The sequence below is a fragment of the Haladaptatus ordinarius genome (genome assembly GCF_054177595.1).
Genome location: NZ_JBPEHH010000061.1, coordinates 1 through 25,440, shown reverse-complemented (window position 1 = coordinate 25,440; position 25,440 = coordinate 1). Strand labels below are relative to the sequence as shown.

Genomic DNA, 25,440 nt, shown 5'->3' with positions numbered 1-25,440 from the left:
CAGCAACAGTGTCTTGACCGACGGATTCCTGACGCGGCGACACTCCGTCAGGAGGTCGCCGCGTGGACAAATTCACTGAACGCCCAAGAAACAGACATTGACTGGCGATTCACATCCGACGATGCACGAATCAAACTACGCCGACTTTATCCTACAATTGATAGTTGACAATGCACTAGGTGATGCTAGGGCAAAATGAAGCCTGTAGAAGAAAAAGCTCTTGCACGGCCGAGGAGATCTCCGATTTCCCCGGCCCTCGGTCGTCGCTCCCTCCAGTCACTCCCCTCTCGCCATTCATCCGCTAGGCACCGTACCGCCTGCCCTCCCCCGCCGAGGACGGGACTCACCGGACTGGTTCGCCCGTCCTCGTGGCCGTGAAGAAGGACGTGATTCGTGAAACGCGAATACGGTCGAACTCCGCAAAGAGTGATTTCAGCCGCTCCGTCGCGCTATTCGTGTGCGAAGTAGGTCACGGTCTCGTCCTCGTCGTGGCGGTCGACGCGAGCGAAGCCGACGCGCTCGAACTGGACGACGTCGTCAACGTCGGTTTCCACGAATTCGGGCTCTGCGTGGCCTGCTACGTCCCCGTCCACGGTTCGCATTCGAACCGAGACGGTCGCCTCGGCGGGCACCCAGTGAATCACGTCCACGCCCTCGTCGCGGACGGCGCTGATGTCGTCGCCCGTATACTGGAGGGCGTCGCGGGTGTGGCGGAAACAGCCGAGTCCTTTGAGCCAGACGCGGTCGCCGTGGTCCGGGATGTCCCCGGATTCGATGCGGACCGCCTCTCCAGCGGGGATGTGGCGCGTGCCTCTGTCCTCGTGGTCGGGGTGAACCGGCGGCTCGGCGACTTCGGGATGCTCGCCGACGAGGGGGTACTCCACCCCGTCGCGGACGAAGAAGAATCGGGGGGCCTCGTCGTCCACGAGGTCGCGGTTCTTGGCGTAGATGGTGCTCATCGCCAGGTCAACGTTGCTCGTGGAGGTGCCGAGTTCGGCCATCGCTTCGGTGATGGCCTCCCCGCGGATGCCGCGCCTACGCACGCTCTGGAGCGTCGGCGCGCGAGGGTCGTCCCAGCCGTCGAGTTCGCCCTTTCGAATGAGTTCGCCGATGGTCGAGGTGGACATCTTCACGTCGTACTCGTCGACCTGCACGTGCCCCCAGTGGATAGTTTCGGGGTACTCCCAGTCGAAGTAGTCGTAGACGAACTGCTGGCGCTTCGCGGAGTCCTGCAGGTCGATACCCCGGATGATGTGCGTGATGCCTTTCAGGTGGTCGTCGATACCCGACTGAAAGTCGAGCATGGGCCAGCAACGGTACTCCGCTGCCTCCTCACGGGGATGGGGCGTGTCGACGATGCGAAAGGCCACCCAGTCGCGGAGCGCGGGATTCTTGTGCTCGATGTCCGTCTTCACGCGAAGGACAATCTCACCCGAATCGTACTCCCCGGCGACCATGTCCTCGAACTCGGCAAGCGTCGTCTCGGGGTCTTTGTCGCGGTGCGGGCACGGTTTCGCGTCGTTTTTGAGATTCGAGAACTCCTCACCCGAACAGGAACAGGTGTACGCGCCGCCCTTCTCGACGAGGTCGCGGGCGTGGTCGTAGTAGGTTTCGAGTCGGTCGGAGGCTTTCATCACCTCATCGGGTTCGAAACCGAGGTACTCTACGTCCTCCAAAATGTCGTCGTAGGCGTCCAGGTCGGGGCGTTTCGTCTCCGGGTCGGTGTCGTCGAACCGCACGAGGAACCAGCCGTCGTAGATGTCCTTGTACGTCCCGATGACGGCGGGCATCCGACCGTGGCCGATGTGCCACGGTCCGTTCGGGTTCGGCGCACAGCGCATCCGCACCTGGTCGTACTCCTCGGCGTTCGGCAGGTCGGGGAGCACCCGGTCGTCGTCCTCGTTTTCGGCGTCGAGTTCCTCGACGAGTTCGGGATCGAGGTCGGCGAGTCGCTCTCTGCGCTCGTCGTGGTCGAGTCGATTCACCTGCGCGACGACCTTTCCAGCGACCCCCGGAATCTTGTCGCCGTGCTCGCGGAACTCGGGGTTCTCGCCCATCAACGACCCCATGATGGCACCGACGTCGGCGTCGCTGTCGTGTTTGAGCGCGTTGAACAGCGCGTGTTTCTCTGCCTCGGTCTCGACTCGGGCACGTAACTCGTCGTTCATTATCGAATGCTATTCCGGCCCGTCTCAAAACTCCCGCGAATCGGTCGCGCTCTCCTCGTTCTCGCGTGCCGTACGAAATCTCGTCGAAGGCGGACGTCAGTACTCTCGTTCGATGAGGTAGTCCGCTATCTGCTTTAGCAGGTAGCGCGATTCGTTTTCGGGAAGCACGTCGAGGTGGTCTTTTCCGCGTTGGACGAGTTCCTGTGCCGTCTCCCTCGCGTACTCGATGCTGCCCGCCTCTTCGAGAGTCTCGACTGCGGCGTCGATTTCGTCTTTGGTCACCGAATCGACGTCGTCGGCTTCGACCAGCGAGTCCACGTCGACACCTTCTTTGCGGGCGTGGAGCGTAATGATGGTCTGTTTGTTCTCGACGAGGTCGCTTCCGCGCTGTTTGCCGAGTTTCTCGCTCGGCACGGTCAAATCGAGCACGTCGTCGTGAATCTGGAACGCGCGCCCCACGTCGATGCCGTACTGATAGAGCGCCGTCGCGGTTTCGTCGTCGGCACCGAGCAAGACGGCGGGAACGGTCGCTGCTGCCCCGTAGAGGACGGCCGTCTTGTTCTCTATCATCTCGAGATACTCCTCGGGGAGCACGTCCGGACGCTCTTCGAACTGCACGTCGAGTGCCTGTCCTTCACAGATCTTCGTACACGTCGATGCGAGCACGTCGAGTGCTTCGACACACCGTTCCGGCGCAGCACCGGTGTCCAGCATGATTTCGAACGCCTTCGAGTAGAGCGTGTCGCCGGCCAGAATCGCCGTTTCGGTGTCGTAGGCACGGTGAACCGCGGGGACGCCTCTCCGCAGGTCGTCGTCGTCCATGATATCGTCGTGGATGAGCGTGAACGACTGGATGACCTCGATACTCACCGCCGCGGCCATCACGTCTACCTCCGTTCCATCGAGTGCCGGGAACTTTCGATAGGCTTCCGACAGAGGTTCGACGTCCGCGAGCGCGTCCGCGACCAACAACAGGACGGTCGGGCGAAGCCGCTTCCCACCGGCGTCGAGGAGGTATCGCGAGGCTTCGTAGAGGCGCTTCGGTTCGACGATCGGGAGATCCTGCTCTATGCCCTCGTTGACCAGTTCACGACGCTCTTCGACCGTCTGCATGACGAGTTCTTCGCGTGTTTCCGTGCTCACGTCTGTCATATCAATCGACGAGTTGGATGAGATTGCCGTTTCGTGTAACGTGGAGGTCCCGGCCGAGGCGGTAGCCGCGACTCTCACAGAGATCCACGTACGGCGCGAATCCCTTCATGTCCTGGTGAGCCGGGATGACGTTCTGAGGCTGCAGTGCGTCCAACATCTGGTAGTGGCCCTCCTCGCGGAGGTGGCCGGAAACGTGCACGTCGTCGTAAATTCGTGCCCCCTGCATCTTCAACAGTCGCTCGGACTGGTATCGCTGTCCCTCGTTCGTCGGTTCCGGAATGACTCGTGCGGAGAAGACGACCTTGTCACCGTCTTCGAGTTGGTACGGCGTCTCGCCGCGACCCATCCGAGTCAGCATCGCGCGCGGTTCGCCCTGGTGGCCCGTCACGATGGGCAGGTAGTTCTCCTTCCCCTCTTTCATGATTCGCTTAAACGTGCGGTCGACCGACTTGCGGTGACCGAACATCCCCATCTCTTCGGGGAAGTCGACGAAGTTCAGTCGTTCTGCCGTGCCGGAGTATTTTTCCATCGAGCGTCCGAGCAGAACCGGAGTGCGGTCGATGTCCTGTGCGAACTCGACGAGACTCTTCACGCGGGCGATGTGGCTGGAGAACGTCGTCGCCACGATGCCGCCGTCGTAGTCCTGGACGCTGTAGAGTACGTCTTTCAGGTGACGTCGAGCGACCGACTCGCTCGGCGTGCGTCCCTTGCGCCCCGCGTTCGTACAATCCTCGATGTAGGCGAGGACGCCGTTGCCCTCGCGCCCGATTTCACGGAACCGCTTCATGTCGATCGGGTCGCCGAGAACGGGTGTGTGGTCCATGCGCTTGTCGAGTCCGTAGACGATAGCGCCTTCTGGCGTGTGGACCACGGGGTTGATGGCGTCGATGATGGAGTGAGTGACGTTGACGAACTCCAGTTCCACGTCGTCGCTCAACTGCATCGTTTCGCCCGCTTCCATCTTCACGAGGTCGTTTTCGACCCCGAACTTCTCTTCGCCCTGAATCTGTTGTTTCACCAGTTCGATGGTGAACGGAGAGGCGACGATGGGTGCGTTGTATCGGTGGGCCAACTTGCTGATGGCACCGATGTGGTCCAGGTGACCGTGCGTCGGGACGATAGCCTTCACGTCGCCTTCGAGGTCCGACATGACCCGGTCGTCCGGAATCGCGCCCATGTCGATCAAGTCGAGGCTGTGGAGTTTCTCGGTCTCGACGTTGTCGTGGAGGAGTACCTTCGACAGGTTCAGCCCCATGTCGAAGATAACCACGTCGTCACCTGCACGTACTGCAGTCATCTGCCGCCCGACTTCTTCGTAGCCGCCAATTGTTGCGATTTCGATTTCCATTGTTTGCTTTCCTCGAGCACTGAAATGCCACGCCGTGTAGCGGTTGCGTTGCTCACTGAAACTCTCGCGGGGCCGCGAGCGTCAGACCCCGGCGTCTTACAGCACGTCGGTCTGGCACTCGCGCGCGGCGGGGGCCGCACACCCGCGAGTTGCCCAGTCTAGACCCACCTACGCCCCCCGGTAATAAAAACTGCTGGGATTGCACTCGACACCAGATAACGGAGGGTGGTTCATCGTTTCGTCCGGCCAGGAGGTCGGTCCTCTTCAGCCCGGTGGTCCAACATCGTCTCGTGCTGACAGGCACGAATCGACAGGTCCGACTCCGGTGTGGCCGTGCAGGGCAAAATCAACCCCGCCTCGCGGTCTTCCTCGTAGTACCGCCGAGCGTCGGACTGGTCTACCTCGCCGGCGAGCAGTTCCGCTGCGCAGGTCGTACACCACCCCTGCTGGCAGTCGGCCGGGAGCCAGAGACCCTGATTCCGGGCGGCGGCCAGCACGTACTCGTCCTCGGGAACGTCGATTTCGACAGTCTCGCCAGCCCGCTCGACGTCACAGTCCTCCGGGACCTCGATTTCGACGGTGTAGCTACTCACGGGCGAGATTACGTCCGAAAGAAAATGTGGCTGTCGGTCTGGCAGGTCGTGGTCGGTCAGGCCGAATCGTTGAACCGGTTGTTCGTGGAGTACGGCGCGTCGCCGGGTTCGCCGCGGACGAAGTGACCTGCGGGGTTAGCCTCGCCGTCGCGTTCCCTGCTGAGAAGTTCGATGAACCACGCTTCGTGGTCGACTTCCTCGTTGTAGATGCGCTGGGCCATGTCGTAGGTGCGTGGGTCACAGTCCCGCGTCATGTCGCACACTTCGGCCCACGTGCGGATGGCACAGCGTTCGGCCTCCAGCAGCGTTTCGAGGATGTTCTCCGGCGTCGGGTCGTCAGGCAGCCGAGCGTCTGGACAGGACGCTCTGTCCGCGAAGTCGCGGATGTCGTTCGGCAGTTGGCCACCGAGTTCGAAGACGCGCGGCATCACGAGTTCGAAGTGAGCGCGGTCTTCGAGGCGGGCGTCTTCCGTGATCTCCTTGTAATCTTCCTCGCCAGCCAGCCAACATCGGAGGTTGGTGTAGTAATAGTAGGTCGTAAACTCCGCCCCAATCGCGTCGATGAGTTTCTCCCGAATCGCCTCCGGGTCGCCGCCGCGTTCACGGACGACCTCTGCTCCGACGCGTTTGCTCGTATCTCCCGGTGCGACGCTTCCAGAACCGTGCTTTTTGTCCTCGGACATATCTCCCACCTCGTTCTGGAAAAACAGGTTCCAATCACTTAAAATGGCCTCTGTTAATACGAACACTATTTTGAAATACAGGAATAAAACATCACCAATAGATGTTGTGGCCTTCTGTGGTCACACTGAGAATAATCGTTCGGAAGGTGATGGGATGAGACGGACGTTCGACGAAACGAGAGACCGCCATCCGACGAAACCGGTTAGACGTTGGGCTCCCAACACCAGTCCAGTGCAGGACACTATCGACTGGCTCCGCGAGCGACCCTACTACGAGGGGCAGATCGCCCACCACGAGACGCTTCCGGGCCACGAGGGCGAGTTTCGAGACGTTCCCCTCGAATCACGACTCGAATCGGCGCTCCACGACCGGGGTATCGACCGCCTCTATCGCCACCAGGCCGAGGCGGTCGAAGCGATTCGTGACGGGAAGAACGTCGTCGTCGCCACCCAGACCGCGAGCGGGAAGAGCCTCGCGTACACCATTCCCGCGTTCGAGCGAGCGATGGACCACGGCGGACGCACCCTCTACGTCGGCCCGCAGAACGCCCTCATCAACGACCAGGAAGAGACCTTATCGGAACTCGCCCGCGAGTTAGGATTCGGCAGTCGGGTTTCGGTCGCACAGTACACCGGGCGACTCGACAAGAATGAAAAGCGCGCCGTGCGCGACCGCCAGCCGACCGTCGTACTCACGACCCCCGACATGCTCCACTACGCACTCCTCCCCCACGCCCATCGCCTCTGGGACTGGTTTTTCGAGGGGCTGGAGACGGTCGTCGTCGACGAAGTTCACGAGTACCGCGGCGTCTTCGGCAGCCACGTCTCCCTCGTATTGCGCCGACTCGCCCGTATCTGTGACCGCTTCGACGCGTCTCCGCAGTTCGTCTGCTGTTCTGCGACCATCGGCAACCCGGTCGAACACGCCAGCGCGGTCACCGGGCAGTCCGACTCGTCGTTCCACCTTGTCGACGAGAACACCAGCAGAACCGGGCCGACCCACTGGTTGCTGTGGAATCCCCCGGAGTACGAAGACGAGCGCTTCGGCGGGACGACCCGACGCAGGTCCAACCATGGCGAGTCGAAGCGACTGTTCGCCGACCTCGTGACCCGCGACCACCAGACGCTGGTGTTCACTCGCGCCCGGCAAGCCGCAGAGCGGTACGCGATGGAGAGCGCGGACGAACTCAGGCGACGCGGCGAACACGACCTGGCTTCGGAGATCGCAGCGTACCAGGCCGCCCTCAAAAACGACCGACGTCGAGACCTCGAATCCGGTCTCCACGCCGGCGAAATTCGCGGTGTCTGGAGCACGAACGCGCTCGAACTCGGCGTGGATATCGGGGGTCTCGACGCCGTCTTGCTCGATGGGTATCCCGGCACCCGCATGGCGGCGTTTCAGCAGGCCGGGCGCGCCGGCCGGGGAACCGACCCCAGCCTCGTTGCCCTCGTTGCGGGTGAAGACCAGTTGGACCAGTACCTCGTGGTGAACTCGAACGAGTTCTTCGCGGGCGACCCCGAACGAGCGGTCGTGAACCCCGAGAACGAAACACTGCTTCCCAAACACGCCACGTCGGCGGCCCGCGAGACGTGGCTCTCGCCCGACGACGAAGCCTACTTCGGCGAAGGGTTTCCCGAACTCGTCGCCGACCTCGAATCGGCGGGGGAACTCGAACGTCGAGGAACAGATGGTGGCATTCGCTGGGTGTACGACGGCGACGGAAGCCCCCAGCACGAGATGAGTCTCCGAACCATCGACGACAGAGAAATCGACCTCCTCGACCGGTCTCGGAACGACGTCATCGCCTCTCTGCCGTTCGGCGATGCCCTCACTGACGTCCACTCGGGGGCTATCTACTACCACCAGGGCCAGTCCTACGAAGTCGTGAATCTCGACCTGTCGCGAGACGTGGCCGAACTCTCGCCGACGTGGGCGGACTACCACACCAGGACGCTCCACGAGAAAGAAATCACCGTCGAAGCAGACCTGGAGGAAGAGACTCTCTCCACGCACGACGACTGCGTCGTTCGGTTCGCCGACGTGACGGTGCGAAAGCGAATCACGGGTTTCGAACGCAGAAACGCGAAACGCGACGAGACGCTCGGACGGGAGTCTCTCGACCTGCCCGAACTCACGCTCCGAACGAAGGCACTCTACTTCACGATTCCCGACGATTTAGAGCGCGAACTCCGGTCGATGGACGGCGATTTCGGCGGTGCCATCCACGCCGCCGAACACGGGATGATATCGCTCTTCCCGCTCGAACTGCTCTGTGACCGCCGCGACATCGGCGGTCTCTCGACGCCGTTGCACCCCCACACCGGAACGAGCACCATCTTCATCTACGACGGCTACCCTGGCGGCGTCGGACTGACCCGCGAGGGATACGAGACGGTCGAGTCGCTCATGTACAACACGCGAGAGATGATTCGGGCTTGCGATTGCGAATCGGGATGCCCCTCCTGCGTGCAGTCACCACACTGTGGCAACGCGAACGACCCGCTCGACAAAGCGCTCGCGTTCCACCTTCTCGCGGTGCTCACCGAGTAAGTCGGAAGCCTTTTAGGCCATCCTAAAAAAGATTAGGCTAGCCTAAACATGGACGAGACCCTCCGACGAGCCCGGCGTGAAATCGAGCGACTGGCCGTCGACGACGGAGCGTACTCGGTCGCGTGTGCCGACACTGGCGAGCGCCCGATGCCGATAACGGGGACGCGATTCGAGAACCACGAGGACGCCGACCGGGCCGTCGAACTCGCTAGCGAGTATCGAGATGCCCTCCGAAAACACGACCCGGACGTGCCCTGTCATCGATTCGTCGTCACCGAGGAACCGCCACGCACCCTCCAGATGGCCGGCGTGCGGGAACGGACGACGAGCATCCGAGCGAACGGACTCCCTCAAACCCAGCGCACCGTCACCGTGGCGAGCGACGGTAACGGCGAGTGGTTCGAGATGAAGAACGCGCCACTGGTACATCTGGCACGGGACAACGAACCGGTCGGCGACGACGCCGTTTCACGCCAACTCGACTCGAAACTCTAGCGCACTTCTTCTCGCAGCGTCGGAATGAGGTCGAACTCCCGGTTCGAGTCGCCCAACACGAGCAGGGCGTAGTACCCGAGATACGCTTGGACGGGAACGCGAACGACGGCCAGCGCGAACAGTGCAAGGATGCCGTACACGACCGCGAGGAGGCCGAACGAAACGAGTGCGACGATACTCGGGTTCGTGAGAAGTGCCTCGCCCCCGAAGGCGACGAATGCGAGTCCACCGACCACGACGAACGGAATCAGGAGGACGATTGCGAGGAATCCCCAGACGAGCGAGACGACGAGTCCCGCGGCGATGGTCAGGACGAACCGAAGCAGGACGTACACGACGTACTGTTTCCACTGGCCTCGGAGGGTCGGCCAGAACGCTCGCCAGCCCGCGAGGACGCCACCGCCTTGCAGTACCATCACCGGGACGACGAAGTTCGTTGTCAGACCGTCTATCAGCTCAATGAGGAGTCCGAGCAGGACGATGACCGGGATGAGGAACAGAGCGAAGCCGATAGCGACGTTCGGTGTGTCGGCCATGGCGGCCGGAACGACCGCGAGAACCAACCCGACGACGGACAGGAGGATGGGTAAAAACAGGACGAACCGGAACCCGAAGAGGCGGACACCTTGTCCGAGGTGGTCGCTCATGTACCGTCGGACGTGAACCTCACGTGTGCGGAGTGCCTCCACGAACACGAACTCCATCACCGAACCGACGAGGACGAAGAGAAGGCCGACGAGAATAGAGAGCGCGACGATACCGAGGACGGCCATGACGACTGTCTCTGACGGAACCGGGAGATCGACCGACCCCGTTTCGCCCGGCCCGACGCTGTACTGTGTCCCTCCCGACGGTGGCGACGCAGTCGCACCACCGAGGAAGAGGACGACGATGGCGAGTTTCAACCACGTCCGAACCTCGACCGGAAGGAGGAGACGCTTGCTGGTCTCGATAGCATCGTCTAGGGCATCGACCGCGTACCAGGACATACCACGAGGTTCGTCGCCTTGTTATTTAAACCATCGTGCATGTTCTCTATTTTCTTCTCCGACGGCGGTTCGAATAGCAAGTACCCCGTCCCCCCGACCCCCCACGTGTCTCGCTCGAAAATCGTGTTCGAGCTACGATATGTTTTCGAGACGGGCGTCGATGAACTGGCCGAGAATCGCCGCGAATCCCGTTCCCGAACTCCAGATGGCCGTCTCGTCGTCGCCGAGGACGCTGATGAGGACGGTGTCGTCGTCGACGACCAGCACGCGACCGGCGCGTTCTTCAGGCGGTTCCTGGGGTAAGCTGACTATCGAAAGGCCGTCTGACCGCTCGCGGATAGACTGGTCGTCCGTGGCGACGAGCACGTCCACCCCCGCGTCCGCTCGCTCTCGGAGGGCGTCTGCGATCTGCTGTGTGAACAACGAGGTGTCGTGGACGCCGAAGACGATTCTGGTTTCGGCTCCTTCGACCAGCTGCTCGACACGACTGCTGACCGCCTCGCGGCCATCGACCGACCACACGTCTTCTCGCTCTTCGTCACCCTCGACGAACTCGTTTCGAGCGCTCTCCAGGTAGTCGAACGCCCGCTCTTGTGTGCGCTCGAACCGGTCTCGGAGGAGGGATTTCGCCGTTTCGAGACCGACCGGTCGGTACTGAATCGGTTTCGACTGTTGGACCTCCACGAGGCCACGCTCCTGTAGGTTCTCGGCCGCGCCGTACACCTGCGACCGGGGAACGTCGGTGACGCTGTGGATGTCTCTTGCCGTCCCCGTCCCCAACTTCTGGAGGGCGACGAACACCTTGGCCTCGTAGTTCGACAGGCCGAGGTCGGAGAGCGCGCCGATGGCGCTTTCCTCGTTCATCTCAGTCCTCCCCGGTGGTGGTGGTCGTCGATTCGGTCTGGAGACTTCCACGCGCGCCCGGTCCGAGATAGCGCGTCCAGACGACGAGCAGGCTCGGTAGCACCAGCACGCTGGCGAGGAAGGCGTAGATGATGGTCAGCCCCGTGATGATACCGAACTGCTGGAGCGACGGGAGGATGGCGAACGCCAGGACGCCGAAGCCACCGACCGTGGTCGCCGCACTTCCGAGGAGGGCGCCGCCAGTGCCGGTCAGGCTGACGTGCATCGCTTCCCACACTGACCCGCGACGTTCGAGTTCGACGTTGTAACGCTCCGAGAGGTGGATGCTGTATGCGACACCCAACCCGACCGTGAGACTGGTGATCATGCCCGTCAGGACGTTGAACGGCATCCCGAGGATGTACATCGTCCCCAGAATCCACGTCACACTGAACAGGACCGGGAGCAAGGTGACCGCACCGAGGGTCGCACTCCCTTCCGTAACGCGGTAGGTGAACATCAGGAACGCGAAGACTGCGACCATCGTGATGATGAGACTCTGGATGACCGTGTCGAGCAGTTGGTTCTGGACGATTTCGAAAACGATGGCCTGTCCCGTGGCGGTCGCTTCCAGTCCGTCGAACGAATTGGCCACGTCGCGCATCTGCTCGGTGACTGCGGCGCTCGACGCACCGCCCTCCACCGAAATCGTCATCCTGAGCGCGCGGTACTCGCCGTCGTCTCGGTAGACGACACCTGCGGCCTGGTCGGGTGCGACGGCGTACAGTTCGTCGTAGACTCGTTTCAGGTTCTTATCCGGGACGCCGTCCCCGTCGGTGTCCGCCGCGACGAACGTCTCGTTGAACGTCTCGTTCTGGGCAACGACCTGTTCCATCACCGAGAGCGGGCTCTGGACTTCCGGTTCGCCGTTCGAGAGGACGAGGGTCGCGTCCTTCTTCCCGGCTTTCGTACGTGCCCGTTGTACCTGTTGGAGTGCGTCGTCGCGGGTCACGTCACCCTGAATCAGAATCTGGGCTTGAGAGTCCTCCCGAACGAAGTTGTCGTTGACGTATTCGAGGTGCTTTTTGGCCGAGTAGTCGGCGGGCTTGAACGGTTCGGGCAGGTCTTTCGTCCACCCCGGTGGGTCTTCCGCGAGGAAGTCCTCCTGTGCGAAACTCGTGTCGACTTTCGTCGCACCGTAGGCTCCCGCACCGCTCACGAGCAGGGTCAGGACGATGACGACGAGAGGCGCTTTTCGTGCCGCGACGGCACCGGACGACAGCGCACGTCCGAGCAGTCCGCCGCCGGTCCCGAACGCCCGTTTCTTTCGGTCGAAGCCGCGCGATTCGAGGAGCGCGTCGAGTTCGACCTTCAACGCCGGAATCAACCCGCCGAAGACGAGCAGCGCCGCGACGATGCCGACCGAACTCACGATACCGAAGTCCTGAATCGGCGGCAGCGGACTGACCAGGTTCGAGAGGAAACCGATGACCGTCGTCGCGGTCACCCACGTCAGGGCCGCGCCGACGCTGACGAGGGCGACGCGCATCGAGCCGCGAACGTCCTCGCCGGGATGTTCTTCCCGCTCCTCCCGGTGACGCATGAACACGTGAATCGCGTAGTCGATGGACAGTCCGATGAGCAGGACCGGCACGGCGATGAATATCTGGTTGAACGTGATTCCTATCCAGCCCATGAAGCCGAACGTCCACACCAGCACGGCGACGATGCCCGTGATGCCGAGCAGGATGTCAAGCAGGTCGCGGTAGGCGACGAGGAGGGTGAGAACGACGAACAACAGGGCAAGCGGGCCGACGATAGCGAGACTGTCGGCCATCGACTGGTCGATTTCCTCGCTGATGATGCCGCTTCCGAAGACGACGGCCTCACGGTCGAGTTCGTCGCGTGCGATGGACTGCATCGTTTTTTGGGTCTCGACCAGATCCGATGTCGCCATGCCCTGTACCGACTGTGACTCCTGTTTCTGGAAGACGACGAGCATCGTCGCGTTGGCTTCCGTGCTTCCGGGTTCGTAGGAGATCGGCATGAACGCGAACGCCTGGCTCGTCCGCCCGTTCGAACTGGTGTTCTCTGAGAGTACCGATTTCGTCGTCTCGTCTATCTCTGACTTGTTCATCGAGCGCAACTGCTCGATTTGTTCGGAAAGCGTCGGCATCGAGGCGTTCTCGAGTGCGGCCTGCTTTTCTTTCAGCTGCTCGCTGTCGTTTCGGAGTTGCTCGTACTCGCTCGCCAGAACGCCCTGCGTGCCGAGTTTGTACACCCGCTGGAACTGAGATTGTATCTCGCTCGCACGCTGTTGGTAGGTGCTCTGGTTTATCTCTCCCTGCTCGTAGGAGGCGTTCAACTGGTCGAGTTGCGCTTGCAGCCCACGGGCCTGCTGGGCGGACCGATTGAACGTCGCCGACTGGTTCGCGGTGAGTCCGGTCGTCGCGTTCGCACGTACCTGTTGGAGTTGCGTTTCGATTCGCGTGGCGCGTTGGCGGTAGGTCTCGTTGTCGACCTCACCCGCCTGCCGCGAGGCGTTCAACTGGTCGTACTGCACTTGCAGTCCCCGCGTTCGATTCAGGCCCTCGCTCAACCGTGTTGCAGTCTGGTTGAGTTGCCGACTCCGCTGTTGTAGACTCGTGCCCTCCTTCCGAATCTCGGAGATTTTCTCACGTTGAATCGCGCTGATGGCGATGACGTTCGAGACGCCGCTGGTCGGCGTCTCTTCGACCAGCGTGCGGTTTACCGTCTCGTTTTCGCGGAGTCGCTGTTGGAGTTCGAGAGAGTTTACGAGCGCGTCCTTCGACAACACGTCGTCCCCTCTGACGATTATCTGGACGACGGTCGTGTTCTCCCGTCCGGTCGTGAAGTTCGATTCGATGTAATCGAGTTTCTCCGCCTCTTCGCTGTCGCTCTGGAACTGGTCGAGCGACGACGACTGCTCGACCATCGGCGCTCCTGCACCGACGAGTACTGTCAGAACGAGTAGAACGGCGACGACCACCCGACTGTGCGCAGTGACGTTCTCGAACAGTCGTTCGAGGAGGCTCATCGACGCCCTCTGGAACCGATATCGTTGCTATCCATACTGTTGGTAGGATACTACTGACAGCGCCACCAAAAAGATGGAGGTTCCTCTCCGGCGGGTGATACGAACTGGCAAACGAGTCGCTCTGGAAAATGAACTCGCAGGATTCGAATCAGAGAGCGCTATCGCTCGGCTGGTTTCGTCGAAAGAAGTGCGGGAGTGTGCAGTTACTCTCGAACCGCGGCGTTGGTGTCGAGGTGACCGTGCCCGTGGTAGGCTTTGTCACCGACGTCGGTCGCGGTGGTACAGAGCCGTCTGCGAACCTGGTTCGCGTTGAACTCCTGATTGACGCTCTTTACGAGTGCCGCAGCACCCGAGACCGTCGGTGCGGCCATGCTCGTTCCCGCGAGCCATGCGTAGCTACCCATCCACGTCGGAATGGTGTTGAACACGAGGTCGTAGTCCCAGCCGGGTGTGTCGTTCGCGTACGCCTCCGGGTCGTAGTTTCCGCCGGGCGCACTCACGTCGATGGCATTCGTGCCGTAGTTGGTGTAGACTGCCGGGGTGTGGGTCGGCGATTCGAGTCCTTCGTCGCCCCACATGAAGTCTATCGGGCCAGTGGCGCTGATGCTCATGACGTTTTCCGCCTCGTTCGGGACGCTGATGGCCGGGAAACAGTCGACCGAACCGTCGTCGTTCTCGACGCATATCCGCCCGTCGTGTTGCAAATCTGCTGCGTCGTTGCCCGCAGAGGCCACGACGAGCATTCCGTTGCGTCGTGCGTACGCCATCGTCCTGTTCAAGACGCTACCGTAGAACTGACCGAAGCCAGCCTCGTTGCGCGGAACGGGGTACGCCCCGAGGCTGAGGTTCGCGACGTCCGCCCCGATTTCGACGCTGTGGACGATGGCCGCGAGGATGTCCCCCCAGGTCGCACCGCCCTCCGCTTCGAACACTCGACAGGCGACGAGGTCAGTTCCGGGTGCGGAGCCGACGACCCCGAATTCGTTCTGGTCGTTCGAGGCGACGATTCCACTCACGTGGGTGCCGTGGTAGTGTGCGTCGGTGAAGTCACCACCGTCGTCCGTGAAGTTTTTCGACAGGTCGGTGTTCACCGTGTGCACGAGGTCGGGGTGGTTCGCATCGACACCGGTGTCGATGACGGAGATGCGAGTCCCTTCGCCGCGCGTGATTTCGTGTGCCTCCGGGACGTTCTATTCTTGCTTGTCCCACTGAATGGGGTAGAACGGTTCGTCGGTCGCGGACTCGTCTCTCGTAATCGGCAGGTCGAGCAAGTACACCAGGTCGGCCGCGTAATCGCCGCCGAGGGCCGCGACATCTGATTCGCTTCCGCGGACGACGAGGAGGTCGACCGCGCCGAGGTCGTGAACCACTTCGACGCCACTCGTTTCGAAGTCCGACGTGGACACTTTTTTCGACTCGACGAGGAATCGTTCGGTCGACTCCGCCACCGTTACAGTGGCCCCGATTGCGATGCCCCCCAATGCTGTTCCGCTGATTTTGAGGAATGATCGCCTTGTTTGTTGCGACACAACATGGACCATGTGGTCTGTCAACATAATATTTTATATTATTTATAAAAATTATTTTTGAAAACTTTGTTGACGATACTTCACTCGTTGGCCAGTCCGATACGACGGTTGTCTCCTGGGATTTTGACGAGTGGTCGGCCTCGCCCGACAGTTCGTTTCTGGACGTGTTGGCTTTGGTTCAAAGTCGCCCACCAGAGTTAGGACGTTTCCGGTTCAAACGACACCGATGGCTGACGTTCTCACTGTACTCCGAATCCTCGGTGGCGTGTTTCTTTTGTTGATGAACGGGTACTTCGTCCTCATCGAGTTCGCGATGACGCGAGTTCGTCAGTTCAATGCGGACGAGTTCGACGACTCCGCCGGACTCCGGCGTGCATGGGAGATGACCGACCGTCTCGAAATCTACCTCTCAGGTTGTCAGGTCGGCATCACCATCGCCAGCGTCGGACTGGGTGTCGTGGCCGAACCCGCAGTCGCGAAAGCGTTCAATCCGGTCGTGAAGGCGCTCGGACTCGGCGGCGGTTCGACGCACGCGCTCTCGGCGATTCTTGCGCTCTCGCTCATCAACCTCTTGCACGTCATCGTCGGCGAACAAACGCCGACGTACCTCGGCATCGAGCGGACGAAGTTCGCCGCTCGATACGGTTCCGGCCTGCTCTACTGGTGGACGCGACTCATGTCGCCGGTCATCATCGTTGCCGACAAAACAGCGAAAGGCCTGCTCGCCCTGTTCGGCGTCGAAATCACGCGCTCGTGGACGGAAGCCGAGGAAGGAGAGGATGGCGAGGACGGAGAGCGAGAAGTCGTGAGCAGAGCCGACCTCCACCGGCAGATGGGGGACGTGCTCGGACAGGTAGACGACCTCTCACGGGAGCGCGAAGAGGAAGTTCTGGCCGCTCTCCAAATCGAGATGCTCGCCGTTCGCGACATCATGGTTCCGCGAGACGACATCGTGGCACTCTCCACCGACGACTCGGTAGAGGAGAACCTGAACCGAATGAAGTCGACCCCGCTCGTCAGGTTCCCCGTCATCGGCGAGTCGTTCGACGAGTACCGCGGAATCGTCTACGCGCCGACCATCATCGAGAACTACGAATCTCTCGTTTCGGGCGACGTGTCGTTTCTCGACGTCGCACACGACCCGATGACCATCGCCGCAGATACCAGCGTTAGCGACGCTATCGACCTCTTTCAGGCCGAAAATCAAGAACTCGCGCTGGTGGTAGACGGAGGTGACGTGGTCGGGCTGATAACCGCGACGGACGCCTTCGAAGCCGTCCTCGGCGATTTGGAAGACCCGGTGGACAGGGAAAGTGCCGTTCAGTCGTCGTAGAACTTTCGCGCCTCGTCGCTGGTCATCGTCTTCCACTCACCGTCGTCCGTTCGAATCTGTACGTATCCTTCGGGGATGTCCATCTCCACCGACTCGACGTGTTCGTCCAGGATGTGCGTCTCGTACTGTTTCCACGCCGCTCGCTCCGACGGCGCGATAGCGACCCAGCCACAACCCGTCTGACTACACCGTATCATTGAGTATCGGTCACTCGCTCCGACCGATATAAACGTTGAGAAACGTCGCTGCACTCGGCGCGAAGTGATAGCGAGAAGATAGAGTGGTGGGTTAGCCGGTGATGACTCGCGAGGAGAGTTCTTCTATCGTTCCTTCCACTTCGTACGCTGGCGTCTGGACGGTGATAGTGGTGTCCGGCGTTACGTCGTGGAACTTGACGTGCATCGAGTACGACCCATCGCCCAGGATGTCGGTCGCTTCGTTCTGGCCGGAATCGAGGTGGCGTGCCCAGGCGGTCTCACCGGCGTACGCGGGGTCGGCGAGTCCGTCGATAACGTACGCGAGGGGGTTGTACGATGTCTTCTGACCCCGAATCGGATAGCCTTCCTCGTGCCACGCCCAGTATCCTTCGTCGATGACGAAGACGTTCTCGTACCCGTTGTTCATCAGTTTGGCCGCCCGCATCGAAGAGAGGTGGTGTGGACAACCACAGTAGCAAACGATACGGTCTTTCTTCGGCCAGTCGGTTACGGGGTCCTGACTCAGTTTTTCCACGCCGGGTGCTGGGCTCAGTACCGCGCCGTAGACGTGTGAGGTCTCGTACTGTTTCGTCCCACGCGAGTCCGCGAAACGTGCCTCGCCGCGTTTGTACCAGTTGTACGCGACCGAAAGCGGTACGAGCGGTACGTTTTGCCCGCTCTGGGCAACCGTCTTGAACGACGAGGTATCGACGTTCATCTTCTTCGGTTTCTTGTCGAACTCCGGGGGATACCCGTCCGTGTCCCCGTCTTCCGGTGTGGGATACGAACCGCCAGACCCACCGCCCTGGCCGAGACACCCACTCACTCCCGCAATCGAGACTGCACTCGCCGCGAGAAACGTTCGTCGGTTCATGGATGGTGGCCTCTAGCAACTACCTCGGTATCAATTTTATTATCATCATCTCGCCTCACCGTACAAATAGATAGTAACCGACATGTCTCGATGGGCCTAACTGGTTTGGCATCGTTCTTTTTCAGTCTACTGCCGAATAGTCGTTCATTCGCTGGACTGATACTAAATGACGGACACACACGTACGGATGGGGAAATCGATACAACGACGAACTGGGAAAACGTTTCACCTCGCCACGCGGCTCTTCCCGAGACGGGTCCGCCACCCGACGTACGTGCTGTACGGATTCTTTCGCATCTGTGACGAGGTCGTAGACGACGCGGACGGCGTCCCGGCAGAAACACAGGCGGACCACCTCGAATCGCTCCGGGCGCAGGCGCGTGGAACCGCCGACCCGGACAGCCCCGTCCTCGCTGCCTTCCGGGAGATGGCGGACGAGTACGACATTCCCGATACGGAGATAGACACGTTCGTCGACGCGATGGCGACGGACATCGAGAAGGCACGCTACGAGAACTACGCCGAGTTGGAGGCCTACATGAACGGGTCGGCGGCCGCCGTCGGGCGCATGATGCTCGCGGTCACGGGCGCGGACGACCCCGAGCGCGCTCGCCCACACGCGACGGCGCTGGGCGAGGCGTTCCAGTTGACCAACTTCCTGCGAGACGTCAGAGAGGACGTCGAAGAGCGCGACCGCATCTACCTTCCCCAGACCACGCTCGACCGCCATAGCGTCACCGACGAGCAGGTTCGACGGTTGGCGTTCTCCGACGAGTTCGCCGCGGTCATGCGCGACGAACTCCGACGGGCGGAGTCGCTCTACTGGCAGGGCGTCGCCGGCATCCAGTATCTCCCCGCCGACTGCCAGTTTCCCGTCCTCCTCGCCGCCGTCCTCTACGCCGACTACCATCGCGTGATTCGAGCACAGGGGTACGACGTGCTCTCTCGACGCCCGTCACTCGGCACGGTCCGAAAACTCTCGTTGCTCGCCCGGACGAGGTGGCACTGGCGAAAGACGCGCGACCCGGAAACCGTCTTCGAGACGGTGAGTACTGCGTTCCCGACGGAGCGCCAGGTCACGGATTTCGACCGTCGAGACGTCCTGCCCGCACGCTAGTCGGCAGCGTCGTCACGGAGCGGTACTCGGTTCGTGGAGCCTCAACGTTCACGTCGGCCCACGCAGAACACACGTCGTATGAAAGTCGCAGTCCTCGACGAACCCGGACGATTGCGGATCGAAGACCGCGACCGACCGACGCCCGGCGCGGACGAAGTGCTCGTCGCAGTCCGCGAGGTGGGCATCTGTGGGTCGGACGTTCACTACTACGAGCATGGACGAATCGGCGAGTACGTGGTCGAATCTCCCCTCGTCCTCGGCCACGAGAGCGCGGGCGAGGTGGTCGACGTCGGTAGGGGGGTGACCGACATCGGTCCCGGCGACCGCGTAGCGCTCGAACCGGGCGTTCCCTGTCGGCGCTGTGCCCACTGCAAGCGCGGCGAGTACAACCTTTGTCCGGACGTGACGTTCATGGCGACCCCGCCGGACGACGGGGCCTTCGCCGAATACGTCGCGTGGCCCGCCGACTTCGCGTACCGAATGCCGGAGTCGGTGTCGCTCCGCGAGGGTGCGCTCTGTGAACCGCTGAGCGTCGGCATCCACGCCGCTCACCGGGGGAACGTCGGCGTCGGTGACTCGGTGCTCGTGACGGGATGTGGACCCATCGGCCTGCTGGCGATGGAGGCGGTCCGCGCCGCTGGCGCGACGACGGTGTTCGTCTCCGACGTGGTGCCCGAAAAGCTCCAGCTCGCCGAGTCTCGGGGTGCCGACGCCGCAATCGACGTACGAGAACGCGACTTATCCGAGGCAATCGCGGGACTGACGGGCGGGGACGGTGTTGACGTGGTCGTCGAAGCGTCGGGAGCCGAACCGGCCATTCGCTCGACCGTAGACGCGGTGCGACGGGGTGGGACCATCGTGCTGGTCGGCCTCGCACAGGACGGAGAGATTCCGCTGGAAACCGGAGACATCATCGACGACGAACTCGACGTCCACGGGTCGTTTCGCTACCGTAACACCTACCCCGCCGCCGTCGACCTACTGGCGGATGGCGTCGTCGACGTCGAGGGAATCGTGGACTTCGAACGGAGTGTAGACGACATCGGCGAGGCGTTCGAGCAGGCGAGGACGGAGAGGACGGTGAAGGGGATGATTACGGTGCCGGAATCGTCGAAACGTGACGAACGGTAGCACCGGTTTCGTCCCACGCCCGTGACCCGTTCACGTGGGACGAGGTAGCTCGAAGCGTGAGTCGTCGGCTACCATGTCACAGTGTCTCAGAAATATTTACTCGGCATTGAGTAAGACTTATCAACTCCTCTCGCCTACCCCGATTCGATGAGAAAGAAGTCCTTCCAACAAACGACACGAACAGAGGTACGAGACTGATGTGGCAAGATATCGTGTTCCTCGCCGGGAGCGTCTTTTCGCTCCTCGTTCTCGTCCCGACTCTGCGTGATTCGATGGCACACATCCCACTCGGAACCTCGCTTCCCTCCGCGACGATTGGTATCATCTACGGAACCGCGTTCCTGTCGCTCGACATGAGTCTCTCGGCAACCGGATCGCTTCTCACGGGAGTCATGTGGAGTCTCATCGCGGTTCTGCGGTCACCGAGTCCCTTCGATACCCTCTCGGAGTGCGAATCGAAGTCGGAGTCTTCCGGGTACTCGGGAACGCAGTGTGCGGATTAGCTGAACCGACTCGTCCGTTTTTACCCGTCAATCCGAACCGACCGATTTCGATATTGTCGTCTCCCTCCCCGTTTTCCAGCGTCGAATTGAAAAGTGCGTTCGGCGCGAGCGCGAGCGCGACGGTGCCGCCGTCGGCAACGTCTTTACTCTTCTTCCAGTTCCGATTCGCCCACCAGCGCGTCCACGTCCGCGTGGTCGTAGAGGAGTCCTTGCATTCGCTCGACCGTCTCCTCGTCGCGGGTGCGACCGCTGTGGACCACGTCTTCTGCGCGTTCGATGGTCGTCAGGGTGTCCGACTGTACGAGCAGGATGGGGACGCCCTTCTCCTCGGCCTTGCCGATGACTGCTCCCGGCGGGCGGAACCCACCGGTCAGGATGAGACATTTCACGCCCGGCGCTTCCAGCGCGACGGTGTGCAGGTCGGGGCGGTCACCACCGGTGATGAGTGCGGCGTCTTTCGTCCGGCGGAGGTGGCGTAGTGCCTTGTCCCCGCTCATCGCGCCGACGAGGAAGCGCTCGACGAAGGCGTCGGTGTCGGCGTCCGTGAGCATGTCGGCGTTGAGTTCTCCCGCCAGGTCGCCCACCGTCACGCCAGCGAGGTCCTGTTGACGCGGGACGACGCCGAAGACGGGGATGCCACGCGCTTCGAGGAACGGGACGACCTCGGTTTCGAGCGGGTCGAAGTCGGAGTTCGCCACGGCGTTGAACAGGACCCCGGAGAGTCGCTCGCCGACATCGTGGACGGCGGCGAGCAGTTCGTCCACGTCGCTTCCCTTCCCGTAGCGCGAGATGATAAGCACCTCGGCATCGAGCAGGTCGGCGATTTCAGGGTCGGTGAGGTCGACGATGCCACCCGTCGTAAGGTCGCCGCCGCCTTCGACAATCATCAAGTCGGTGTCCTCGGAGAGCGACTCGAAACTCGTTCGAATCTGGTCGCGGAGTTCGTCGGTGTTCTCGCGGCCACGGATGGCCTGCTCGATGAACGTCGGCGAGTAGACGATGGGTTCGAGTTCGTGCATCTCCGCGTCCAGTCCGAGCAGTTCGCGGGCGAGCATGGGGTCTTCGTCCAGCGTCTTGCCCACGTTGCTCTGGAGGCGGGTGCCTTTCGGTTTCATGTAGCCCACCGACAGTCCTCGCTCCTGTGCGAGTCGCGCCAGAGCGAGGGCGACGGCGGTCTTCCCGATGCTTTCTTCGGTTGCGGTGACGAGTATCGTTTTCATAGTTCGTTGGTGTCCACGGTCAGTCGAATGTCGATAGCTTGCACGCCGTCGGGCGTGGCAACGAGGGGGTTCACGTCCAGTTCGAGGATGGCGGGGAAGTCGGTGACGAGCTGTGACAGGCGTTGGAGGCTCTCGACGACGGCTTCGACGTCCGCCGGGTCGCGGCCTCTCGCACCTCGGAGCAAGGGGGCGGCCTCGATTTCACCCACCATCTCGCTGGCCTCTCGTTCGCTCAGGGGTGCGACCCGGAACGTGGTGTCTTCGAGGACTTCCACGAAGATTCCACCGAGGCCGAACAGCAAGAGCGGGCCGAACTGCGGGTCCCTGTTCATCCCGATGATGGTCTCGGTCCCCGAATCGAGGTCGACCATCTCTTGTACCTGCACGCCGAGAATCGTCGCGTCTGGCTGGTAGTTTCGAGCGCGAGTGACGAGGTCTTCGAAGGCGTCGTACACGTCTTCGTTCGGAACGCCGACTCGCACCCCGCCGATGTCCGACTTGTGCAGGATGTCGGGACTGACGATTTTCATCACCACCTCCCCGTCGACGTCCTGTGCGGCGGCCACCGCGTCTTCCGGCGTCTCGACGATGCTCCCCTCGGGCGTCGGGATGCCGTAGGCGTCGAGGAGCCCCATCGCTTCCACACCGAGGCGGTTGTCGCCGCGCTCTTTCGCGCGCGCGAGAATCTTGTCCGCGCGGTCTCTGTCCACGTCGAACGTCGTCGGTTCCTCGTACGCGCGCTGGCTGATGTCGCGGTACGTGACGAGCGCGTCGAGGCTCCGCACCGCACGCGCCGGGTCGAAGTAGTTCGGGATGCCCCTCTCGCCGAGCACCTCCTTCGCACCCTCGGTGCGGCCCCCGCCCATCAGGGCGGTTACGACCGGTTTCTCGTGTTTCTCCTGCAGTTCGACGATGGTTTCCGCGAGCTCGCGGTAGTCGATGACCGCAGTCGGTGCGGAGAGCACGACTGTCGCCCCGACGTTCTCGTCGCCCATGGCGATGTCGATGGCCTCCCGGAAGCGGTCCAGGTCGGCGTCACCGATGGCGTCGATCGGGTTGTAGATGTTCGCCTCGTCGGGCATCGCCTCGGAGAGCGCGTCCAGGGTCTCTTCGGAGAACGACGCCAGCGAGAGGTTCGAATCGCCCACCGCGTCGGTGGACATCACGCCCGGCCCGCCAGCGTTCGTGACGATTGCCACGTCGTTTCGCTCGGGGAGCGGCTGTCCGGAGAGAATCTGGGCGAAGTCGAACAGTTCCTGCACGTTGTCGACGCGCAAGACGCCGGCCTGTTCGAGCCCGGCCTCGTACGCGCGGTCGCTCCCCGCAAGCGTGCCGGTGTGCGAGGAGACGGCCTGCGCGCCCGCCTCGGTTCGCCCGGACTTCACCATCACTATCGGCGTCTCGTCGGTCACGTCGCGGGCCGCCGAGATGAACGTCTCGCCGTCCTCAACGCCTTCGAGGTACGCGAGGATGACGTCGGTCTCGGGGTCTTCGCCCCACGCTCGGACGAAATCCGTCTCGTCCAGTACGGCCTTGTTCCCGAGCGAGACCACGTCCTTGAAGCCGAGTCCCTGGTCGTTCGCCCAGTCGAGCACTGCGGTGATGAACGCTCCCGACTGGCTCATGAACGACATCGACCCCGGCAGTGCATTGTCCGGGCCGAACGTCGCGTTCATTCCGGTCGGGGTGCTCAACACGCCGAGGCTGTTCGGCCCGACGAGATTGAGGTCGTACTCGTCTGCGACACTCTGCAACTCTTTCTCCCGTTTCGCCCCTTCGCGTCCCGTTTCGCCGAACCCGGCTGTGATGACGACGACGTTCTGCACGCCTGCCTCGCCCGCGCTTCGCACCACGTCGATGGCGATGTGGGCCGGAACGACGACCACCGCGAGGTCGATATCCGGGGCGGAAGCGAGGTCAGGGTAGCATTCGACGCCGAACACTTCGTCGTAGTTCGGGTTTACGGGCACCGTCTCGCCGTCGAAGTCGTCTATCATGTTCGCCATGATAGCGTGACCGATGGAGCCGTCTGTTTCGGTCGCTCCGACGACGGCAACGCGTGACGGCGCAAAGAGGTCTAGGAGTTCACGGTTACCCATCGTTTGGAAATCAGAGAGAACGGGATTAAAAGTAGCGCCCGCGTCCCACCCGGCGGGAATCGTCACCCGACGCGGTCGTGGGCCCGTCGAACCGCACCTTCGAGCGCCTCCTCATCGGGTGAGAAGTGAAGGTGCGTATCACAATCGCAGTCGGATGCCCCGATACCGGTCACCGGTTCGGCGTCGATTCGTCGAACCACCTCGCACTCGACCTCCTCGTTCGGCGTTCGCACGTCGTCGGCGAGTCTCGTGTCGGGATGCCCGAGCAGGTAGTCGACGTGCCAGTGGCGAACGTCGTGGTCGCCCGCGGCGACGCGCTCGTGCCGGTCGATGCGCGAGAAACCTCCCGGCCCGAATGCGCTCCCGGTGTAGGCGAACCACCCGGCGTCGAGTGTGCGCGTTCCTCTCGCGCCGAACACGACGTCCGCAGGTTCCGCGAGTTCGACCAGCAGGGTGTACGTTCCCGTCATCGGCGCGAGACGACGTCGGCGACGGTGGCTCCCGCGAGTTCCCGCAGGGTTTCGGGTGCGATTGGAAAGACGGCTTCCGGCGTTCCGGCAGCGGCCCACACCGTCTCGAACTGCGTGAGCGTCTCGTCCATGTACAGCGGGAGGTCGGTGTCGTGACAGAACGGCGGGACGCCGCCGATAGACCAGCCGACGGTCTCCCGAATATCGCCGGCGTCGGCCATCTGCACGTCGGATTCCGGCACGTCTACGATGTCGGCCAGTTTCGCCTCGCTCACCCGGTTCGCACCGCTGGTGACGACGACAACGAGGTCGTCTCCCGTGCGGAAAACGAGACTGCTCGCTATCTGGGCGACGTCACAGCCGATGGCTTCGGCGGCGTCCTCGGCGGTTTTCGTTCCTTCGGGAAACTCGTGAACATCGACTTCGAACCCATACTCCTCGTCGGCGCGTTCGCTGAACTCTCGCGCTCGCTCGTGCATGGAGGGTATCTCTTCACGGGGCGATAAATCGGTGGTGGTCGTTCCGTGGTGGAAAATCGGTCGGTGGTGACGGGTTCGCGGCGGACGACTCGGCGATTACGCCTCGTCGTCCTGGGGTCGGTGGCTGACGCGGAAACTATCTTTAAACAGCGAGAGAATCCCGCCGTTTACGGCGGGCGTGAATCGCGTAAGCTCAATTGACGTACCGCCGTTAATCAGCTAAGCCGGATTCCATTCGGTTGTCGATACATTCACGAACGAGACTTGAGAGATTGATGTGGTTCTCTCGTATCCATTCGTCCTGTTCTTCTCGGATTGTGACGTTTCTACGCTCCATACACCTTCTACACCATCGGAACACATAAGTGTTCATAGTGTGTATCGTGTGGTATGGTAGAGACGGTGACGAAGACACTCCAAGCTACTTTCGCCCCACCGACACAGGGCAAAGCCGTGCGTCTTCGTCGTCTTCTCTCCACCTACCGCGAAGCGTTGGACGAAGCGTTTGATTCGAGGGCCGATACGATGGGTGGCGTCAGCGACGTTGTGACGCCCTACGACCTCCCGTATCAGGCGAAAGCCGCGTTGTGTAGCTACGTCCCGAAGCT

The 25,440-nt window shown here is 62.0% G+C and carries 22 protein-coding genes and 1 pseudogene; 7 read left to right on the top strand and 16 right to left on the bottom strand.

What is annotated here, in order from left to right:
• Window positions 1-449: 449 nt before the first annotated feature.
• From ACR3FF_RS18570 to dps, 5 genes are all read right to left on the bottom strand, one after another.
• A complete protein-coding gene (locus tag ACR3FF_RS18570; protein ID WP_458189602.1) occupies window positions 450-2,168 on the bottom strand; it encodes a glutamate--tRNA ligase in 1,719 nt (572 codons plus the stop codon).
• Between the two features lie 96 nt (window positions 2,169-2,264).
• Window positions 2,265-3,320, bottom strand: a complete 1,056-nt coding sequence (gene idsA3 / locus ACR3FF_RS18565) for a geranylfarnesyl diphosphate synthase (protein ID WP_458189601.1) — start codon at window positions 3,318-3,320, stop codon at window positions 2,265-2,267.
• Between the two features lies 1 nt (window position 3,321).
• Window positions 3,322-4,668: an RNase J family beta-CASP ribonuclease gene (locus ACR3FF_RS18560; protein WP_458189600.1), complete on the bottom strand. Its 1,347-nt coding sequence runs from the start codon at window positions 4,666-4,668 to the stop codon at window positions 3,322-3,324.
• Window positions 4,669-4,898: 230 nt separating this feature from the next.
• A complete protein-coding gene (locus ACR3FF_RS18555) occupies window positions 4,899-5,261 on the bottom strand; it encodes a 2Fe-2S iron-sulfur cluster-binding protein (RefSeq protein WP_458189599.1) in 363 nt (120 codons plus the stop codon).
• A 56-nt stretch (window positions 5,262-5,317) separates the two neighbouring features.
• Window positions 5,318-5,944 (bottom strand): DNA protection during starvation protein, encoded by a 627-nt coding sequence (gene dps, locus ACR3FF_RS18550; protein WP_458189598.1) that lies wholly within the window; start codon window positions 5,942-5,944, stop codon window positions 5,318-5,320.
• Between the two features lie 232 nt (window positions 5,945-6,176).
• Here dps and ACR3FF_RS18545 point away from each other — a divergent pair, with 232 nt between their 5' ends.
• Together ACR3FF_RS18545 and ACR3FF_RS18540 are read left to right on the top strand one after the other, a co-directional pair.
• On the top strand, window positions 6,177-8,495 hold the full coding sequence (locus tag ACR3FF_RS18545; RefSeq protein WP_458189596.1) for a DEAD/DEAH box helicase: 2,319 nt from the start codon (window positions 6,177-6,179) through the stop codon (window positions 8,493-8,495).
• Between the two features lie 48 nt (window positions 8,496-8,543).
• Complete coding sequence (locus tag ACR3FF_RS18540) at window positions 8,544-8,990, top strand: DUF7552 domain-containing protein (protein ID WP_458189595.1); 447 nt, start codon at window positions 8,544-8,546, stop codon at window positions 8,988-8,990.
• Here ACR3FF_RS18540 and ACR3FF_RS18535 read toward each other — a convergent pair.
• From ACR3FF_RS18535 to ACR3FF_RS18515, 5 genes are all read right to left on the bottom strand, one after another.
• Complete coding sequence (locus ACR3FF_RS18535; protein WP_458189594.1) at window positions 8,987-9,979, bottom strand: DUF7544 domain-containing protein; 993 nt, start codon at window positions 9,977-9,979, stop codon at window positions 8,987-8,989. The genes ACR3FF_RS18540 and ACR3FF_RS18535 overlap by 4 nt on opposite strands.
• A 132-nt stretch (window positions 9,980-10,111) precedes the next feature.
• Window positions 10,112-10,843, bottom strand: a complete 732-nt coding sequence (locus tag ACR3FF_RS18530) for a TrmB family transcriptional regulator (RefSeq protein ID WP_458189593.1) — start codon at window positions 10,841-10,843, stop codon at window positions 10,112-10,114.
• A gap of 1 nt (window position 10,844) precedes the next feature.
• Window positions 10,845-13,880 carry an MMPL family transporter gene (locus ACR3FF_RS18525; protein WP_458189592.1) on the bottom strand — a complete coding sequence of 1,012 codons (3,036 nt, stop codon included), beginning with the start codon at window positions 13,878-13,880 and terminating at the stop codon, window positions 10,845-10,847.
• 203 nt (window positions 13,881-14,083) lie between these two features.
• Window positions 14,084-15,049 carry a S8 family peptidase gene (locus ACR3FF_RS18520; protein ID WP_458189603.1) on the bottom strand — a complete coding sequence of 322 codons (966 nt, stop codon included), beginning with the start codon at window positions 15,047-15,049 and terminating at the stop codon, window positions 14,084-14,086.
• Window positions 15,050-15,070: 21 nt separating this feature from the next.
• A complete protein-coding gene (locus ACR3FF_RS18515; protein ID WP_458189591.1) occupies window positions 15,071-15,409 on the bottom strand; it encodes a hypothetical protein in 339 nt (112 codons plus the stop codon).
• 226 nt (window positions 15,410-15,635) lie between these two features.
• Between ACR3FF_RS18515 and ACR3FF_RS18510 the strand changes: the two genes are divergently transcribed.
• Window positions 15,636-16,742 (top strand): CNNM domain-containing protein, encoded by a 1,107-nt coding sequence (locus tag ACR3FF_RS18510; RefSeq protein WP_458189590.1) that lies wholly within the window; start codon window positions 15,636-15,638, stop codon window positions 16,740-16,742.
• On the opposite strand, the gene ACR3FF_RS18505 is transcribed toward ACR3FF_RS18510, so the two are convergent.
• Both ACR3FF_RS18505 and ACR3FF_RS18500 read right to left on the bottom strand, forming a co-directional pair.
• Window positions 16,730-16,939, bottom strand: coding sequence for a hypothetical protein (locus ACR3FF_RS18505; protein WP_458189589.1), 210 nt, complete (start codon window positions 16,937-16,939; stop codon window positions 16,730-16,732). The two genes, ACR3FF_RS18510 and ACR3FF_RS18505, sit on opposite strands and share 13 nt — an antisense overlap.
• Before the next feature lie 91 nt (window positions 16,940-17,030).
• Entirely contained in the window at window positions 17,031-17,813 is a 783-nt protein-coding gene (locus ACR3FF_RS18500) for a rhodanese-like domain-containing protein (RefSeq protein WP_458189588.1), read from the bottom strand.
• A 166-nt stretch (window positions 17,814-17,979) separates the two neighbouring features.
• On the opposite strand from ACR3FF_RS18500, the gene ACR3FF_RS18495 reads away from it, so the two are divergent.
• The 3 genes from ACR3FF_RS18495 (at window position 17,980) to ACR3FF_RS18485 (ending at window position 20,564) form a co-directional block, all read left to right on the top strand.
• Window positions 17,980-18,930, top strand: coding sequence for a phytoene/squalene synthase family protein (locus ACR3FF_RS18495; RefSeq protein WP_458189587.1), 951 nt, complete (start codon window positions 17,980-17,982; stop codon window positions 18,928-18,930).
• A 78-nt stretch (window positions 18,931-19,008) separates the two neighbouring features.
• The gene (locus tag ACR3FF_RS18490) at window positions 19,009-20,061 is read left to right on the top strand and encodes an NAD(P)-dependent alcohol dehydrogenase (protein ID WP_458189585.1); all 1,053 of its coding nucleotides are present in this window, start codon (window positions 19,009-19,011) and stop codon (window positions 20,059-20,061) included.
• A gap of 197 nt (window positions 20,062-20,258) precedes the next feature.
• Window positions 20,259-20,564 carry a hypothetical protein gene (locus ACR3FF_RS18485; protein ID WP_458189584.1) on the top strand — a complete coding sequence of 102 codons (306 nt, stop codon included), beginning with the start codon at window positions 20,259-20,261 and terminating at the stop codon, window positions 20,562-20,564.
• 143 nt (window positions 20,565-20,707) lie between these two features.
• Here ACR3FF_RS18485 and ACR3FF_RS18480 read toward each other — a convergent pair whose 3' ends face one another.
• From ACR3FF_RS18480 to ACR3FF_RS18465, 4 genes are all read right to left on the bottom strand, one after another.
• Window positions 20,708-21,784, bottom strand: coding sequence for a phosphotransacetylase family protein (locus ACR3FF_RS18480; protein ID WP_458189583.1), 1,077 nt, complete (start codon window positions 21,782-21,784; stop codon window positions 20,708-20,710).
• A complete protein-coding gene (locus tag ACR3FF_RS18475; RefSeq protein WP_458189581.1) occupies window positions 21,781-23,883 on the bottom strand; it encodes an acetate--CoA ligase family protein in 2,103 nt (700 codons plus the stop codon). Before ACR3FF_RS18475 ends, ACR3FF_RS18480 begins: the two co-directional genes overlap by 4 nt.
• 62 nt (window positions 23,884-23,945) lie before the next feature.
• Entirely contained in the window at window positions 23,946-24,353 is a 408-nt protein-coding gene (locus ACR3FF_RS18470) for a GIY-YIG nuclease family protein (protein ID WP_458189580.1), read from the bottom strand.
• Complete coding sequence (locus tag ACR3FF_RS18465) at window positions 24,350-24,832, bottom strand: YbaK/EbsC family protein (RefSeq protein ID WP_458189579.1); 483 nt, start codon at window positions 24,830-24,832, stop codon at window positions 24,350-24,352. The genes ACR3FF_RS18470 and ACR3FF_RS18465 overlap by 4 nt, the downstream gene beginning before the upstream one ends.
• A gap of 390 nt (window positions 24,833-25,222) precedes the next feature.
• On the opposite strand from ACR3FF_RS18465, the pseudogene ACR3FF_RS18460 reads away from it, so the two are divergent.
• Window positions 25,223-25,440 (top strand): annotated as a pseudogene (locus ACR3FF_RS18460) (RNA-guided endonuclease TnpB family protein); the annotation flags it as partial.

What these genes read in the sequence shown, in the direction of transcription:
- ACR3FF_RS18570 (WP_458189602.1), bottom strand. Translation starts at nt 2,168, where the DNA reads ATGAACGACGAGTTACGTGCCCGAGTCGAGACCGAGGCAGAGAAACAC.
- idsA3 (WP_458189601.1), bottom strand. Translation starts at nt 3,320, where the DNA reads ATGACAGACGTGAGCACGGAAACACGCGAAGAACTCGTCATGCAGACG.
- ACR3FF_RS18560 (WP_458189600.1), bottom strand. Translation starts at nt 4,668, where the DNA reads ATGGAAATCGAAATCGCAACAATTGGCGGCTACGAAGAAGTCGGGCGG.
- dps (WP_458189598.1), bottom strand. Translation starts at nt 5,944, where the DNA reads ATGTCCGAGGACAAAAAGCACGGTTCTGGAAGCGTCGCACCGGGAGAT.
- ACR3FF_RS18540 (WP_458189595.1), top strand. Translation starts at nt 8,544, where the DNA reads ATGGACGAGACCCTCCGACGAGCCCGGCGTGAAATCGAGCGACTGGCC.
- ACR3FF_RS18535 (WP_458189594.1), bottom strand. Translation starts at nt 9,979, where the DNA reads ATGTCCTGGTACGCGGTCGATGCCCTAGACGATGCTATCGAGACCAGC.
- ACR3FF_RS18530 (WP_458189593.1), bottom strand. Translation starts at nt 10,843, where the DNA reads ATGAACGAGGAAAGCGCCATCGGCGCGCTCTCCGACCTCGGCCTGTCG.
- ACR3FF_RS18525 (WP_458189592.1), bottom strand. Translation starts at nt 13,880, where the DNA reads ATGAGCCTCCTCGAACGACTGTTCGAGAACGTCACTGCGCACAGTCGG.
- ACR3FF_RS18510 (WP_458189590.1), top strand. Translation starts at nt 15,636, where the DNA reads ATGGCTGACGTTCTCACTGTACTCCGAATCCTCGGTGGCGTGTTTCTT.
- ACR3FF_RS18505 (WP_458189589.1), bottom strand. Translation starts at nt 16,939, where the DNA reads ATGATACGGTGTAGTCAGACGGGTTGTGGCTGGGTCGCTATCGCGCCG.
- ACR3FF_RS18500 (WP_458189588.1), bottom strand. Translation starts at nt 17,813, where the DNA reads ATGAACCGACGAACGTTTCTCGCGGCGAGTGCAGTCTCGATTGCGGGA.
- ACR3FF_RS18495 (WP_458189587.1), top strand. Translation starts at nt 17,980, where the DNA reads ATGACGGACACACACGTACGGATGGGGAAATCGATACAACGACGAACT.
- ACR3FF_RS18490 (WP_458189585.1), top strand. Translation starts at nt 19,009, where the DNA reads ATGAAAGTCGCAGTCCTCGACGAACCCGGACGATTGCGGATCGAAGAC.
- ACR3FF_RS18485 (WP_458189584.1), top strand. Translation starts at nt 20,259, where the DNA reads ATGTGGCAAGATATCGTGTTCCTCGCCGGGAGCGTCTTTTCGCTCCTC.
- ACR3FF_RS18480 (WP_458189583.1), bottom strand. Translation starts at nt 21,784, where the DNA reads ATGAAAACGATACTCGTCACCGCAACCGAAGAAAGCATCGGGAAGACC.
- ACR3FF_RS18475 (WP_458189581.1), bottom strand. Translation starts at nt 23,883, where the DNA reads ATGGGTAACCGTGAACTCCTAGACCTCTTTGCGCCGTCACGCGTTGCC.
- ACR3FF_RS18470 (WP_458189580.1), bottom strand. Translation starts at nt 24,353, where the DNA reads ATGACGGGAACGTACACCCTGCTGGTCGAACTCGCGGAACCTGCGGAC.
- ACR3FF_RS18465 (WP_458189579.1), bottom strand. Translation starts at nt 24,832, where the DNA reads ATGCACGAGCGAGCGCGAGAGTTCAGCGAACGCGCCGACGAGGAGTAT.